The organism is Pseudomonas sp. RGM2987, from assembly GCF_022952855.1.
Taxonomy (GTDB): domain Bacteria; phylum Pseudomonadota; class Gammaproteobacteria; order Pseudomonadales; family Pseudomonadaceae; genus Aquipseudomonas.
In genome coordinates this window covers 20,205-33,862 of the sequence record NZ_JALJDX010000220.1, presented here as the reverse complement: position 1 = coordinate 33,862, position 13,658 = coordinate 20,205, and the positions used below count along the sequence as shown (strand labels likewise).

The 13,658-nt window shown below is 54.6% G+C and carries 15 protein-coding genes; 7 read left to right on the top strand and 8 right to left on the bottom strand.

Translation table 11 applies throughout. The features are described from left to right. Nucleotides 1-68: 68 nt before the first annotated feature. A complete protein-coding gene (locus RGM2987_RS24625; RefSeq protein ID WP_245145459.1) occupies nucleotides 69-1,385 on the top strand; it encodes an MFS transporter in 1,317 nt (438 codons plus the stop codon). 34 nt (nucleotides 1,386-1,419) lie between these two features. Then, nucleotides 1,420-2,094, top strand: coding sequence for an NADPH-dependent FMN reductase (locus tag RGM2987_RS24620; protein ID WP_348529653.1), 675 nt, complete (start codon nucleotides 1,420-1,422; stop codon nucleotides 2,092-2,094). 246 nt (nucleotides 2,095-2,340) lie between these two features. Here RGM2987_RS24620 and RGM2987_RS24615 read toward each other — a convergent pair whose 3' ends face one another. The 4 genes from RGM2987_RS24615 to ilvC all read right to left on the bottom strand — a co-directional run bounded on the left by RGM2987_RS24615 (nucleotide 2,341) and on the right by ilvC (nucleotide 6,567). Continuing rightward, nucleotides 2,341-2,601, bottom strand: a complete 261-nt coding sequence (locus tag RGM2987_RS24615; RefSeq protein ID WP_245145458.1) for a LysR family transcriptional regulator — start codon at nucleotides 2,599-2,601, stop codon at nucleotides 2,341-2,343. Nucleotides 2,602-2,816: 215 nt separating this feature from the next. After that, nucleotides 2,817-3,803 carry a PDR/VanB family oxidoreductase gene (locus tag RGM2987_RS24610; protein WP_245145457.1) on the bottom strand — a complete coding sequence of 329 codons (987 nt, stop codon included), beginning with the start codon at nucleotides 3,801-3,803 and terminating at the stop codon, nucleotides 2,817-2,819. 71 nt (nucleotides 3,804-3,874) lie between these two features. Continuing rightward, the gene (locus RGM2987_RS24605) at nucleotides 3,875-5,419 is read right to left on the bottom strand and encodes a Rieske 2Fe-2S domain-containing protein (RefSeq protein WP_245145456.1); all 1,545 of its coding nucleotides are present in this window, start codon (nucleotides 5,417-5,419) and stop codon (nucleotides 3,875-3,877) included. A gap of 131 nt (nucleotides 5,420-5,550) precedes the next feature. Further along, nucleotides 5,551-6,567: a ketol-acid reductoisomerase gene (gene ilvC / locus RGM2987_RS24600; protein WP_245145455.1), complete on the bottom strand. Its 1,017-nt coding sequence runs from the start codon at nucleotides 6,565-6,567 to the stop codon at nucleotides 5,551-5,553. Between the two features lie 107 nt (nucleotides 6,568-6,674). On the opposite strand from ilvC, the gene RGM2987_RS24595 reads away from it, so the two are divergent. The 3 genes from RGM2987_RS24595 to RGM2987_RS24585 all read left to right on the top strand — a co-directional run bounded on the left by RGM2987_RS24595 (nucleotide 6,675) and on the right by RGM2987_RS24585 (nucleotide 10,694). Next, nucleotides 6,675-7,403, top strand: coding sequence for a GntR family transcriptional regulator (locus tag RGM2987_RS24595; RefSeq protein WP_245145454.1), 729 nt, complete (start codon nucleotides 6,675-6,677; stop codon nucleotides 7,401-7,403). Between the two features lie 205 nt (nucleotides 7,404-7,608). Then, on the top strand, nucleotides 7,609-8,538 hold the full coding sequence (locus RGM2987_RS24590) for an AEC family transporter (RefSeq protein WP_245145453.1): 930 nt from the start codon (nucleotides 7,609-7,611) through the stop codon (nucleotides 8,536-8,538). 362 nt (nucleotides 8,539-8,900) lie between these two features. Continuing rightward, a complete protein-coding gene (locus RGM2987_RS24585; RefSeq protein WP_245145452.1) occupies nucleotides 8,901-10,694 on the top strand; it encodes a DAHL domain-containing protein in 1,794 nt (597 codons plus the stop codon). A 120-nt stretch (nucleotides 10,695-10,814) separates the two neighbouring features. Here RGM2987_RS24585 and RGM2987_RS24580 read toward each other — a convergent pair whose 3' ends face one another. Next, on the bottom strand, nucleotides 10,815-11,006 hold the full coding sequence (locus RGM2987_RS24580; RefSeq protein ID WP_245145451.1) for a DUF2188 domain-containing protein: 192 nt from the start codon (nucleotides 11,004-11,006) through the stop codon (nucleotides 10,815-10,817). Nucleotides 11,007-11,117: 111 nt separating this feature from the next. Next, entirely contained in the window at nucleotides 11,118-12,017 is a 900-nt protein-coding gene (locus RGM2987_RS24575) for a polysaccharide deacetylase family protein (RefSeq protein WP_245145450.1), read from the bottom strand. Nucleotides 12,018-12,255: 238 nt separating this feature from the next. On the opposite strand from RGM2987_RS24575, the gene RGM2987_RS24570 reads away from it, so the two are divergent. Both RGM2987_RS24570 and RGM2987_RS24565 read left to right on the top strand, forming a co-directional pair. Beyond that, entirely contained in the window at nucleotides 12,256-12,510 is a 255-nt protein-coding gene (locus RGM2987_RS24570; protein WP_245145449.1) for a DUF6555 family protein, read from the top strand. A gap of 152 nt (nucleotides 12,511-12,662) precedes the next feature. Continuing rightward, entirely contained in the window at nucleotides 12,663-12,893 is a 231-nt protein-coding gene (locus tag RGM2987_RS24565) for a hypothetical protein (RefSeq protein WP_245145448.1), read from the top strand. A gap of 93 nt (nucleotides 12,894-12,986) precedes the next feature. Here RGM2987_RS24565 and RGM2987_RS24560 read toward each other — a convergent pair whose 3' ends face one another. Together RGM2987_RS24560 and RGM2987_RS24555 are read right to left on the bottom strand one after the other, a co-directional pair. Then, nucleotides 12,987-13,214, bottom strand: a complete 228-nt coding sequence (locus RGM2987_RS24560; protein WP_245145447.1) for a PLD nuclease N-terminal domain-containing protein — start codon at nucleotides 13,212-13,214, stop codon at nucleotides 12,987-12,989. Nucleotides 13,215-13,304: 90 nt separating this feature from the next. Next, nucleotides 13,305-13,490, bottom strand: coding sequence for a hypothetical protein (locus RGM2987_RS24555; protein ID WP_245145446.1), 186 nt, complete (start codon nucleotides 13,488-13,490; stop codon nucleotides 13,305-13,307). Nucleotides 13,491-13,658: the final 168 nt, after the last annotated feature.

The following is a 13,658-nucleotide window of genomic DNA, read 5'->3' as shown; positions in this document are numbered from 1 at the left end:
GCGTTTGAACACTCGGCAAGGGGTGAGACGCGAGCCTTATAAATTTAAAAATGCTTGGAGGCGTCCTCATGAACACCATTGCCGACCGTGCTCAGCCATTACCAGGAACACTGTTGAACGCGGAGGATCTCATATATAAAAAGGTGATTTTCCGGCTCATTCCGTTTCTCTTCCTCTGCTATGTGTGCTCCTACCTCAACCGTATCAACGTGAGTTTTGCCAAGCTGCAAATGGCTCAAGATCTAGCCTGGAGCGACGCCGTTTATGGCCTCGGAGCAGGTATGTTTTTTATTGGCTATTTTGCCTTTGAAATTCCGAGCAACATCATCATGTACAAAGTGGGAGCTCGACGCTGGATTGCCAGGATCATGGTGACCTGGGGTGTGATTTCCGCAGCCATGATGTTCGTCAATACACCAATGCAGTTTTACGTCATGCGGTTTCTTTTGGGCGTAGCTGAAGCAGGTTTCTTCCCCGCAATCCTTCTTTACATCTCCCAGTGGTTCCCTTCATCCAAAGGTGCCAAAGTCACCGCTCTGTTCATGGCTGCGATCCCGATGTCGGGTGTCATCGGCGCTCCGCTTTCGGGGTGGATCATGCATTCTCTGAGTGGTGTGCAGAATCTCGCTGGCTGGCAGTGGCTTTTCATCCTGGAGGGGCTGCCAACCATCATCGTAGGGGTTTTCGCTTACTTTTATCTGACAGATAGAATTGAGGATGCACATTGGCTAGGCGAGGAAGACAAAAAAATTCTACGCCACAATATCGACAAGGAATCCAGCGGCAAGCACCTTCACCGGATGATGGACGGCCTCCGAGATCCCAAGATATGGCTGTTGAGCTTTATCTATCTGTTCTTCACCATGGGGCTGTACGGCGTTAGTTTCTGGCTTCCAACGCTTATCCAGGCTTCAGGCGTCACAGATTCGATGCACCTGGGTCTGCTGACTGCCATTCCCTATAGTTGCGCCGTAGTCACCATGATCCTTGTAGGGAGAAGTTCGGATCGTTTCAAAGAGCGACGCTGGCATCTTGCTGTGCCTGGCGTGCTCGCGGCAGCAGGTTTCCTGATCAGTGCATCGTTCCAATTAGACATCCTGATCAGTCTTCCAGCGTTGTGCTTGGCCACAATGGGGGTAATGACCACTATCTCGCAGTTCTGGACATTGCCGCCTGCAATCCTGACCGGCGCGGCCGCTGCCACCGGCATTGCGTTGGCTAACTCCATAGGTAGTGCCTCGGGTTTCATCAGCCCCTTCGTCATGGGCACGATAAACTCGGTAACACACAGCACCAGCGCGGGAATTATCATGCTTTCCTTCGTGCTGGTAGGCGGCTGCCTGCTTGTTTTCCTAGTCCCCAAAAGATTGCTGACCTACAAGTAATCGCCGGAAGCCCTCTCACAGAGGGCTTCTTCTTTTGTTGCCTGCCAGCGTTCTTAGCGTCATCGCCCGTGTTACTGCAACGCACCAATCTACCCTTTCCAAGCACCGTGCTAAGCCTACCGGAGGCACTTTGAGAACCATTCATTTATTAGGACTCTGCGCGAGCTTGAGGCGCGAATCGAACAACGCAATCATATTGAGCACTATAAGTACTGAATTATTGCCACCGAACGTCCTTTTGCACATCCACCCACTGCACGATCTCCCGCTATACAACGGTGATCAAGATGGGGACGACGCGCCTGTACCAGTCGTAGCATTACGCGAGGCAGTCAATCACGCCGAGGGGGTCATCCTTGCCTCTCCTGAATATAGCCACGGAATGTCAGGGGTAATGAAAAATGCCCTGGACTGGCTGTCCAGTCCCCACCGGCGGTCGCCACTAAAGGACAAGCCGACCCTAATGTTGACGGGATCGACGGCCTTCATTGGTGGCGCTCGTGCCCAGCAGCAGCTCAGCGAGACGTTATGGGCCATCCAAGCCGCACTTGTACCGTACCCTCCTATCGTTATCAGCGATATTCACACCAAAATATCTGATCACCGTCTAACGCATTCAGCAACACGTGAATTTCTTGCTCGAGGAATTGTGACGATGGAGCAGTCGATCCGAATGGAGGCATCAAAGCCAGAGCTTATTTGGGCATAGCTGCGGACACAGGAACGTGCCGAGGAAGGTATAGCTTCCTGACCTCAAATTTACCAAACTGAGCGCCTAGTCAGAATTGATCTATCGCTGGGCGTCACCCGAAATGTGCAGACACCATGCATCAGTCAAAAAGAAAAAGTCGCTTGAGGCAGGATTTCTGACCACAACTTCTACTGCCTGTAATGCATCCTGGACGTCCGCTCACGATATCAAGGGCGTCCCTTCCTTAACCTGTCGAGCCCCCCATTAACGACACTCAGCAAGCTCCTCGCTGAGCGTTTTCATGGCGCAGACCACCAACTTCGCTACATGCCAAACTTTCACACCGTCAGGGCTGAGTATCCTTTTCTTCGATGACGGGTCAAATAGCACCACACCAAATTCAACCCCCAGTGAGTTCAAATGCTTACTCACCGCAGGCTGGCCAATGTTCAACTTCAGCGCTGCAGCGCTGACCGTGCCATACTCAACGGTGGCCAGAAAACTTTCAAGCTTGATTAGATTCATTTGTGCGACCCTGATTCAGGATTGGATTTCGACGCGAATCTGGAATGGCGAGCTCAGCACGTGTAAAGTTTATTTCGCCGTAGATGTGCAGGTCGTCATCTATGCACCCATCTCGCTCCCTTGCAGGTGGGAATCTTGTTGAGTGAAATGAATAGGGTGCAGGCGGGGCATGACAGGGGTTGGCCGAACGATGTCGCCCCCCCCTATTTGTACATTCAGAGATCGAGCAGCAAAGTACCGCTCACGGCGCGAGATACACAGCAAGTAAGAAATTCAGGCCTCTCGCTGTCATCGAGAATGAAGTCTTGATGGGCGACAGTACCGGCCAGGTAGCGCACCTTACACGTCCCGCACAAACCAGATTGGCATGACGTCTCCACTGGATAGCCAGCGCTGTTCAAAGCCTCTGCCAAGCTCTGATCTGGCGCCACTTCCAAACGCTCACCCGTGCTGGCGATCTCGGCGATGAATCCACCGACAATCGAGCACTCGTCAGTTTCTTTCTTGACGGGCGCCTTGAAGTGCTCGAAATGTACCGACCCACTTGGCCAGTGCTCCGAAGCATCCTTGCAAGCCTGCATGAACCCTCCTGGCCCGCAATAATAGAGATCGCACGAGCCCTCGGGATTCTTCAAGATCGAAGGAATATCGAGTTTATTACTAGGATCACCCCCATCGAAATGGAAGCTGATTCGACCCGATTTCGCCAACCCTTCGAGCTCTGATTTGAAGGCGGCAAACTCCGGCCCCTTGGCGCAGTAGTACATTTCGTATGAAATGTTTTGCGCCTCTAAATGGTGGGCCATCGACTTCATCGGTGTCACCCCGATGCCTCCGGCCAGAAGGACGACCTTGGTTGAACCAGGGTGCAATTCAAAATTATTTCTGGGCGCGCTCACGCGTACCCGGTCACCTACTTTGATGCTTTCGTGCACCGCCGCAGAGCCGCCGCGACCATTAGGATCCTTCAGCACCGCAATCATGTAACGATGGCGCTCTGATGGAGAGTTGCAAAGCGAATATTGACGAACAATGCCAGAACCGACGTGGATATCAATGTGCGCGCCAGCAGTGAAGGGCGGCAAATCGGAGCCGTCTGAAGAGACAAACTCATAGGAATTTACGCCGTTCGCTTCCATCCTGATTTGCCTGACCACCAGCTCTAGATGCGTTGCGGCTGCGTTATCTACAATTGCGTTCATACCTCACCTCGGCGATGCGCTTACAACTCTCGAGATAAGAACTATCTCGAGAGCTGATGTGGGCCTTTTTGTTATTTTTTGAAGCTTTGTTCGAGCTGTTCGAGTCGCTCTTTCACGAATGTGGCTCGTTCGTCCCCCTTCAACTGATCTGCCTCGGTAAGAATTGCCACAGTTTCTTTGGCCAGACGACGGCGGTTTGCAACCTCTTGTTCCACCGTATCGGCGATTGGCATTTCAAAAACGTTACCTGCGCAATAGCTATTGGGAGCGCCGTTCATTGAGCGCAGCCATTCTGCAAAACCATGAGCACCTGCAGCGGGGTTCGTTCCGCGAACAGCGTCACGGAGCATTTTGCGGAACGCGTAGACACCTGCATCGAACTTGGTAGGGTTTTCGAGTTTGTGAACAGCGATAGGCCGCTGCGAGATGATCGCCTCGTAATCGCCTGGCGCGTATTGAGCGTCCTTGTAGATCTCACGTTCACGGTGATTCGTCGGGATCGGTGGCAGCTCATCAAGCTTGTATTTGCCAAAGCGCTCAGGCCGACGCATCGCCACCTGCCCTTCGAGAAAGTCGATCGTCTCGTAACCGACCATGTTTTTGTCACCGATCCCACGTGTATCAATACCTGGGCCCATGACACGCCAGCCCATCATCTTGCTGTTCTCGTCATCGACCGGAACTGTCCAGCGAACGATGTGGAATCGGCTGAAGAGCTTTTTCGCCGATCCATCCTCGGAGGTGTACGCGTGCAAGCTCAGATTGGGCAATACCTGGTGCTGTATGCGCAGGAACATCCTGTCGTCGTTCACGCGACGTGCGCCGGCGCAGGCGAGGCTTCGACCTTGATGGACGGGGATGAATTGCATGTCTGGTGCAACTTCCATTGACGCTGCGCCGACCTCATCGAAAGTCGTGCCCTGGAAATTTTTATTCACCACATTTTTGGCGGAGTGCAAGGCCGTAGGGTGGAAATTGTCTGCCGCGTTGTCTTGAACCTGCATCCAGTTGCAATGCTGGAAGTTGCTGTAAGGAACCAGCTCGTCACCTTCAGCGACGGTAAAGTTTTCTTCCCACTCAGGGAATGGCGGCTCTTCATCTGGTGGGCCCATGTAAGCGAACACCAAACCATGACGCTCGAACGCCTTATATGCACCCTGGCGGATTGAACAGGCGTATTTCTCCGCCTCTTTCTCTTCACCGGCAGGAAACGGCACGTGTAAACACGCGCCGTCCACGTCAAATACCATGCCGTGGTAGCAGCACTTAATGCCACGTTCCTGGATCGCTCCATATTCCAGAGATGCGCCTCGGTGGCAGCAGTGAGCATGCAGCACGCCAATCTGACCGCTGCCGTCACGGAATGCCACCAGCTCTTCGCCAAGAATCTTCATAAAGCGCGGAGTATCAGTGAGCTCAAGCGACATACATACCGGATGCCAGAAGCGTCGGAGGTATTCTCCCATCGGAGTTCCTGGGCCAGTCTCAGTCAATTCAGGATCATGGTCCGGCACATTGTTGGTGTGGTAACCACCATAGGCGATGAGTTTTTTGGCGATCGGTGCGCCGGCACCAGTCGACTGCTTGGCTTCGTGCTGTTCAAATTTCTCGGTCATGACCATGTCTCCGTTTTTATTTTGTCGTTAGAGCTCAGGCTACGGAACTCTGTATACACATTATCTGGACGTAATGGGCCAACGGGAATGCGTTTAAGGGTTTTTTATTTCCTCATCAATAGGTGGGCTGATCAGTTGTAAGCTTTATCCACCAAGGCCGAGGCCTTGATCCACGGCATCATTGCCCGCAGTTGTTCGCCGACGACTTCAATAGGATGGCGCTTCAGTTGATTTCTGCGCGCAGTTAGCAGGGAGTTACCTGCCTTGCTTTCAAGGATGAATTGTTTTGCATACGAACCATCTTGAATGAACGCAAGGACCTCTCGCATGGCCTGGTTGGTTTCAGCTGTCACAATCTTCGGCCCGGAAACGTATTCACCAAACTCAGCATTGTTGGAGATGCTGTAATTCATGTTGGAAATGCCGCCCTCGTAGAGAAGGTCAACGATCAGTTTCAACTCATGCAGGCATTCGAAGTAAGCAAGCTCTGGGGAGTACCCGGCTTCGACCAACACCTCAAAACCGCCCTTAATGAGTTCGACTGCGCCGCCGCACAGAACAACCTGCTCACCAAAAAGATCGGTTTCTGTTTCTTCTCGGAAATCGGTTTCGATAATGCCGGCCTTGCCGCAACCTATGGCCGAGGCATACGCCAGTGCCAAATCCTTGGCTAAATCAGAGATGTTTTGAGAGATCGCGATCAGAGCCGGTACGCCGCCACCTGCCGCGAATGTCGAGCGCACGGTGTGACCAGGTGCCTTGGGAGCAACCATGAACACATCGAGGTCTGCCCGTGGCGTCACCTGACCGTAGTGGACGTTAAAGCCATGGGCAAAGACCAGCGCCGCGCCGTTACGAATTGCTGGCTCGACCTCCTCAGTGTAGACCTGCGCAATCGACTCGTCGGGAATGAGCATGACGACGAGATCTGCACCACTCACGGCTTCGCCGACTTCCATGACCGAGAGGCCAGAGGCCGCTGCTTTTGCCCAGGATGTACCACCGGCTCGTAGACCAACGACCACGTCGATGCCACTGTCACGCAAATTCAGCGCTTGCGCGTGCCCCTGCGAACCGTAGCCGATGACTGCCACCCGCCTGCTTTCCAGCAAGGCCAGGTCGGTGTCTTTGTCGTAGAACACTTTCATTGGTAAACCTCTTCCGTCTTCTATATTCTGTATACAGAACACATTCTTTGCTCACCATCAGAGAATGTCAAGGCATCAAGTTGGAATCATTCCGGAGAACGTGGACAATGAACGCCGTTACCAAGCCAACGAAGGCACAACAGACCGCCATGATTACGAAGTTTCAGAAAATTCAAGCGCGCCCTGACTATGTGGATGAGGTCTACAGAGCGCTTCTAGATGCGATCAGCGACGGATCCATGGCTCCTGGAGTGCGATTTACCCAAGAAGAGATTGCGGAGCAGATGAATGTCTCGCGCTCCCCTGTTCTCCAGGCGATACGTCTCCTGAAAAAAGATGGCCTTGTCCAGGATGCTCCTGGCAAAGGCGTCTTAGTGACACCATTGACGGTTGAGTCAATCAGCAATCTCTACCTGATCAGAGGTGCACTGGATAATCTGGCAGCAAAAATGGCAGCGGAACAACGGCATCAAATGAATCCGAAAATCATTGAAAATGGTCGGCGGGTTTCCAGGGGGAAAGACGTCAAGGCAATGGTCGACGCTGACATTGCGTTTCACCAGGACATCTATACGGCATCGGGAAATCCTTTCATTTCTGAAAGTGCTCAGATTTATTGGGTGCATCTTCGTAGGGCGATGGGGTCGGTGTTGCAATCCTCTGCCTCCCAGCGAGAAACGATCTGGGATGAGCATGAGGCCATCGCCATCGCCATCGCCGATGGGAACTCCAAACTGGCAGGAGAGCTCACAGACGTGCACACTACGAAAGCACGTATCTATCTCGCCACTCGTCTAGACGAATTCTTAGGGCAAAAAGAACTTCTGGCTCAGTAGGTTTTGATGGCCGCTATGCCATGGCACCTACGCCCAGATGACGACCTAGCATTGAAACCAACACGGTTAGCTCGGTGACTTTGCTTAATGTGAACTAGCAAATTTCGCCGTCTGAAAAGATCAAGCATTAAATGCTAGGGCGAAATATTTTCTGTTGATGTCCAGACCGGGTATCGACCCACCTGCATATGTGAGTTTTCGGCCAATGGCCTCTGTTCTAAATGTCATCCTGCCCGTATTCGCGCTTATTCTGGCGGGCTTCGCCTGTAGACGCCTAGGATTGCTGGGCCCTAACGCTGCTTCAGAAATCAATCGAATGGTGGTCTGGTTGTGTCTCCCTGCTTTGCTATTTGAAGCAATGGCAACAGCGGTGTGGGAGCAGATCTGGCAACCGGGATTCATCTTCAGCTATGGGCTATCGACGGTCGGCCTATTCGTCATTACTTTGATCTGGCGACTTCGGCGTACACGTAGCCTGGTAGATGCCAGCGTTCAAGGGCTGAGCGCCACCTACGCCAATACGGGATACATGGGCATTCCGCTATGCCTTTTGGTATTCGGCAAGGCAGGCATGGAGCCCGCCCTGATCTCTTGCCTGGTCGTGATCTGCGTACTGTTTTCTATCTCGGTGATCTGTATCGAGGTCGGGCTGCAGAGTGAAAAGAGCCTCGCAAAAGCTGTGGGGAAAGTCATGTTCGCGCTGATCAAAAACCCTATCGTGGTGGCGCCGATTTTAGGATCGTTGTGGACGGCTACGGCTCAACCCTTGCCCGCGTCCTTCCATCAAGTCCTCAAAATGTTATCGGCGGCTACCGGCCCTTGTGCGCTAATTTCCCTGGGACTTTTTCTGGCTCACAGGCACAAGGGAAAAATTGAGCGTGGTACGAGCTTGGTGTTTATCAAGCTGCTTGTTCACCCCCTGGTTACGTGGGTTTTGGCGTTTTATGTTTTCCGTCTTCCACTCATGTGGACCCAGGCGGCTTTGCTCCTAAGCGCACTACCGACAGGGACAGGGCCATTCATGCTTGCCGAGTTTTACCGACGTGATGGCTCGCTGGTTTCCAGCACGATACTGATGTCGACATTGGGGTCTCTGATCACTTTGTCGATGTGCATTTATTTCATTGGAGCGTAAGCAGTCACTGAATTCCGGTAGCTGGGTTCAAAATCGCATCAGCGTCAACACATGATGAAGCTACTTTGAGAAAAATGTTTCACTTGGAGCGCATGCTAACTTCCAGAAAATAAACACAAAAAGGTTAGTTTTAGAGCATTGAGAATTTTAGAGATGAAGACACCTGATGACGAACGCTACACTCACCTCTGTGATGGAACCTTCGCCGTAAGCAGGGAGCTCAACGTGTATCCAGGTACCCGCAAACCGCCGCAACAAGCCGCACGACAAATCCACCTTTGTGTCTGGCTCAAGCCTTAGCATACCTCCCCCGACGGGAACTCACCGACGCCTTCGATAGAGACTCTGCACAGGAGACTGGCGTGACGAACATTATCCAGAAATATAAATGGCCCGCCTTGCTGGCCGTCGCGCTTGTGGTCTTCAGCGCCTTGATATTCTTCCTGATCAAGTCATACACGTACGACTCCTCGACCTACTTTGAATCCCGTGACTTCATTCGCCAACTCAAGCAATCCGACGCGAACTGGAACGTCAAAATCCTCAGGAAGAAAATCGGCGTCAGCAATAACTTGTCGCTGTCGCAGCCGGCGGAAGCAGGCAGTCGCTGGGCGCAGCTGGAGCGGCTCAACAATTCAGGCCCGTTGGCGGCGCTTTGGGTGTCCAGGCGCCAGGGCTACGTGGATGCGGTCAAGAACAAGACCCTGCTGGTGAACGAGTTCGACCAACACAATACCAATCTGCGTACATCCCTGGACGCGCTGCCGCTTGTCGAAGACCAGATTCAGACGCTGCTCAAGGGGCTGGACACTCAAAGCCCGGCACAGCGCCAGACCGCAGCCTCCCAAGTGCTGGAGCTGACGTTGACGACGCTGGAGTTCGCGCTCTATGTCACTGCCGATAAAGCCCAGGAAGTCCAACGCCAGCTGGATGAACTGACACCTTACGTTCTGCAGTTGCCCACGCCCCAACAGGCGCCCTTCTCCACGCTCGCCGGACACGTCAGGACCATTCTTGAGGAACAACCGCTGGTCAACGACCTGCTCGATCGCATCAGTGTCATTCCGGTTGCCCAGGAGTTGGACAACATCAACGAGCTGCTGAACGAAACCCAACGAAGGACAGCGGCGACGGACCGTCAGTACCATATTTACCTCGCGGTGTGTGCCAGCCTCATGGCGCTCTTGATGATCTACCTGGCGGTGCGCCTGGTGCGCAGCTACGCCGTCATCAACCAGATCAACCAGCAGTTGCAATCGTCCAATGAGCGGCTCGAAGAACGGGTACAGGAACGCACCCGCGAACTCAAGGCAGCCGAACGCGAGCTGATGGATGCCGCACGCATGGCGGGCATGGCGGAGATCGCCACGAACGTGTTGCATAACGTCGGCAACGTACTCAACAGCGTGAATATCTCCGCGGACCTGGTGACCCGCAAGTTAAGAAACAGCAAGACCATCGGGCTCGGGAAAGCGGTCAACATGATGAACGAGCACGCCAACGATCTTGGTCACTTCATCACCCAGGATGAAAAAGGCAAGTTGCTGCCGCGTTATTTCAATGAGTTGGTCGACTCCATCGCCGCCGAGCAAGCGCTGCTCATCGACGAACTGGCACAACTGACCAGAAGCATCGATCACATCAAGGAAATCGTCACCACTCAACAGTCCTACGCGGGGGCCGCCCGACTGATCGAACCGCTCAATGTCAGCGACCTGTTCGAGGACGCGTTGCGCATGAACGCCGGTGCGCTGAGCCGTCACCACGTGACGGTCATCAAGGACTACCAGGATGCTCCCGCGATCATGGGCGACAAGCACCGGCTGCTGCTGATTCTGATCAACCTGATCAGCAACGCGAAATTCGCCATGTCCAATACCCCGGAGCCGCGTGAAATCATCTTGGGCATCCGGATCGTCGATCAAGCCACGCTGTGCCTCAGCGTCAAGGATCGAGGCGAAGGCATTGCGCCCGAGAACCTGGCGCGGATCTTCAACCACGGCTTCACGACCCGCAAGGATGGCCATGGCTTCGGCTTGCACAGCTGTGCACTGGCGGCGGTTGAGATGAACGGCCGCTTGCTTGTCCATAGCGACGGCCCTGGTCATGGCGCGCTGTTTACCCTGGAGATTCCGCTGGAGCCAGCCCTCAGTTGACTACTGGCGAACATCGGTCATTGTGGGAGCGGGCTTGCTCGCGAAAGCGATAGCCCATCCAGCATTGATGTAGCTGACCCACCGCTTTCGCGAGCAAGCCCGCTCCCACAGATCATGCAGTTATTTCACATTGGCAGCCCTACCACCACGCTCTTTCCTGGCCGGTAGCGCTGCGGCGTAGGCCAGTGCTTCCTCGCGAGACGCAAAGGAGCCCAACCGGTCTGCCTGGGTGCACACCCTCCACGGCCCACTGTTTACGCTGAGCACGTCATAACCATTGATGTGCATTTTCGTCAGCATCGCACTGCTCATAGTCACCTCCTGCGAGATAAACCTGGGTTACGTCGCCCACCATACTCCAGTTCGCGAGAGGGTAACGACCGGGTGTCGCAATGCTTGTCGACGTCGCACAGCCACGAGCCCTCAGTGGGAATCCGAATCCCACAGCCAGTCCCACAGACCGGGCAGGTGCACCGGCTGGCCGGGATTCTTGATCGTGCGGGCCATGGCGGCCCGCTCCAATGCCATGCGGTCGTCGTAGAACGGCCTGGTGTCCGTCCTCACGCCCGTCTCGCGGGCCGCGTCGAGCAGGATCTGCAGGTACTCCCGGGTATGCCGTGCGGTGTAGCGGTTGAGGTCGTGAAACGTGACCACTACCGGAATCACACCATCGACGGCAGGCAGTTCTTTCGCAGCAATACGCTCGCGCACTTCTGAGAGCTGGCGTATCAGGTTGATCCGCCGTCGCGGGCTGGCGGAAAACCCCCAGATCTTGCCATCGTTAGCACTAAGGTCCGTCAGCAGTATGTGCATGCCATGCTGCTGGTAGGCGGCAAAAGTACGCCTGTCGTAGCTCCAGAATGGTGGCCGCAGCAGGACAGGCGCTGCACCGCTGATGGCAGCGATGTCGGCACTGCCATCCACCAGTGAGTGCTCCAGTTCATCCGGACTCAGGAACCGATGATTGTCGTGCCCATTGGTGGCCGTGTGAAACCCGAGTATGTGGCCTTCGCGCTGCTCCCGGTGCATCACCGAACGCCCGATAGCGCTGTTACCGGCTCTCAGTGCCCGGGTCTGGACGAAGAAGATCGCCTTGATACCCGGCTGCACGGGGTTATGAGCAAGGGCGTCCAGCACTTCTTTGCTCGGGTTCCAGAACGATGATGCGCTGGGGCCATCATCAAATGTCAGCAGAAAACGGATCGGGGGCTGCTCTTGCAAGCGCTGCTCGGTTTGCGGGGTCAGTTCGATGGGCGGGCCGATGCACCCCGACACACCGATGGCGAGGACTGCAATAACCAGCGCCCGGGTGATTCTTTTCATGTCTTGCCTTATGTAATGCCGCACCTGCCCTGCCTTTGATCCCTGGCCCACGGTGTTGAAGCTCACCTTGGAGAAGGTTAACCGGGTTTGGTTCCGGGCGACGAGCAATACGTATTCACAAGGCTGGCTGGAGATCCACCATCATGGACGATGGGTCTCATTTCGACCGTCTGGAAATCCAATGGAATTTTCCGCTTGCCTCCGTATCCATCCGTATAGGACTAATTAGGGAGGATTTATGGGCGGGCCATCGCTTTACATCATCGACTACATGCTCCATGGCGAGCCGAAGTCATTCATCATCCGCGCCGAGGTGATGAATAACTCAGAAGCTTGGCATTGGGCCAGTTGCGATGCGGGTGTCGGGCGTATACCCAAGTTCGGACGGGAAAAGGTCAAGCGGGTTTCAAAACCCCTTGCAGAGAAGTATGGCATTACCGACGTGCGCTGGCGCGCCAGTGTCGCGCCGTCCTGGATCAAGGAGTCCGGCTGATTCGATAGAACCCATCCTTCGGCGCCCGGCTGTCCAGCCGGGTGCCGGATTCTTCGACAGATCCAGAATAACTCAACTACGCTTAATCAATAGTGCGACCCACTTCTGGTGGGTTTTGTGCTGGCCTTTCCACTCATCAACGGAGGTGTGACATGTCGGAAAAAGAGTCCATCACCACCCTGCTCACCTTGCTGGAATCGCGTCAGGTCCGGCTGGCAGCAGCCTGCAAGGAAATTGCCGACTGGGTCGACAACCAGGGCGGGCATCCAACAGCCGTGCGCATCCGTGACCGACTCAACGACATCGAGAAGGATGCCCCGTCGATCCAGAGCGCGCTGACCTCTCTCAAGCCCATTGAGCGACCACTGCCCAGGTTCCGCTGAGCCTTGCGTCAACCGACTTGAAGCAGACACAGCCCTGCGAACCCACCCGTGGCCGCTGGATAACCAGTGACCAGGGGCTCGCATCCCTCTGCGCTAGCCTTTGCTATGCTCGGCAGACGTCGGGCCTTCCTTGATGCCGCGCGGCCCGGCAACGCCCCAGATGACCAGGCCCAGCACCGGCAGGATAATCAGCAACAGCGCCCAGCCAGCCTTGGTTCCGGCCGACTTGTCGCTACGAAATACACTGACGATTGCCCACAAATCCACAAGCAGTAACAGCACCGCTACGGCAATCCAGAAATAACTGGCTAATTCAGACATGGCCTAATCCTCTTGTCGGTCTATGGATTAGGCACAACCCTGTCGAGACCGTTCAAAGAATCTGTCGCCACCTCTGTGCCAGCCCCTGGCCTACACACGTTCGTTCAGATACTCGACCCAACGCTCATAGGCCTCATGCTGGAGTCGAACAGCCTCCTCCCAGATCGTCCCTGTCATCTGATGGGCACAAATGAGCTTCATCATTTCTGCCGTCGCCGCATCAAGCTCCACCAGGAGTTCGTGAGATTTGAGTCGGAAATCATCGACACTGGTCATTTCTCCTCACTTCCCCGCGCTGGGGTCTGCCGTTCACTCCCCATGGATTCATTTTTTCGCCTCTGATTCATTTTAGGCGATGATCGGTCGGCGCTTGCGATAACTGCCCGGCGGCATGAAATGAAAGTCAGCCGTTCCCACCAGGCTGCGGTCGTATTGACAAGAGCA

Bases quoted from the DNA above. Each gene is read 5' to 3' on its own strand.
- RGM2987_RS24625 (WP_245145459.1), top strand. From the start codon at position 69: ATGAACACCATTGCCGACCGTGCTCAGCCATTACCAGGAACACTGTTG.
- RGM2987_RS24615 (WP_245145458.1), bottom strand. From the start codon at position 2,601: ATGAATCTAATCAAGCTTGAAAGTTTTCTGGCCACCGTTGAGTATGGC.
- RGM2987_RS24610 (WP_245145457.1), bottom strand. From the start codon at position 3,803: ATGAACGCAATTGTAGATAACGCAGCCGCAACGCATCTAGAGCTGGTG.
- RGM2987_RS24605 (WP_245145456.1), bottom strand. From the start codon at position 5,419: ATGACCGAGAAATTTGAACAGCACGAAGCCAAGCAGTCGACTGGTGCC.
- ilvC (WP_245145455.1), bottom strand. From the start codon at position 6,567: ATGAAAGTGTTCTACGACAAAGACACCGACCTGGCCTTGCTGGAAAGC.
- RGM2987_RS24595 (WP_245145454.1), top strand. From the start codon at position 6,675: ATGAACGCCGTTACCAAGCCAACGAAGGCACAACAGACCGCCATGATT.
- RGM2987_RS24590 (WP_245145453.1), top strand. From the start codon at position 7,609: ATGGCCTCTGTTCTAAATGTCATCCTGCCCGTATTCGCGCTTATTCTG.
- RGM2987_RS24580 (WP_245145451.1), bottom strand. From the start codon at position 11,006: ATGAGCAGTGCGATGCTGACGAAAATGCACATCAATGGTTATGACGTG.
- RGM2987_RS24575 (WP_245145450.1), bottom strand. From the start codon at position 12,017: ATGAAAAGAATCACCCGGGCGCTGGTTATTGCAGTCCTCGCCATCGGT.
- RGM2987_RS24570 (WP_245145449.1), top strand. From the start codon at position 12,256: ATGGGCGGGCCATCGCTTTACATCATCGACTACATGCTCCATGGCGAG.
- RGM2987_RS24565 (WP_245145448.1), top strand. From the start codon at position 12,663: ATGTCGGAAAAAGAGTCCATCACCACCCTGCTCACCTTGCTGGAATCG.
- RGM2987_RS24560 (WP_245145447.1), bottom strand. From the start codon at position 13,214: ATGTCTGAATTAGCCAGTTATTTCTGGATTGCCGTAGCGGTGCTGTTA.
- RGM2987_RS24555 (WP_245145446.1), bottom strand. From the start codon at position 13,490: ATGACCAGTGTCGATGATTTCCGACTCAAATCTCACGAACTCCTGGTG.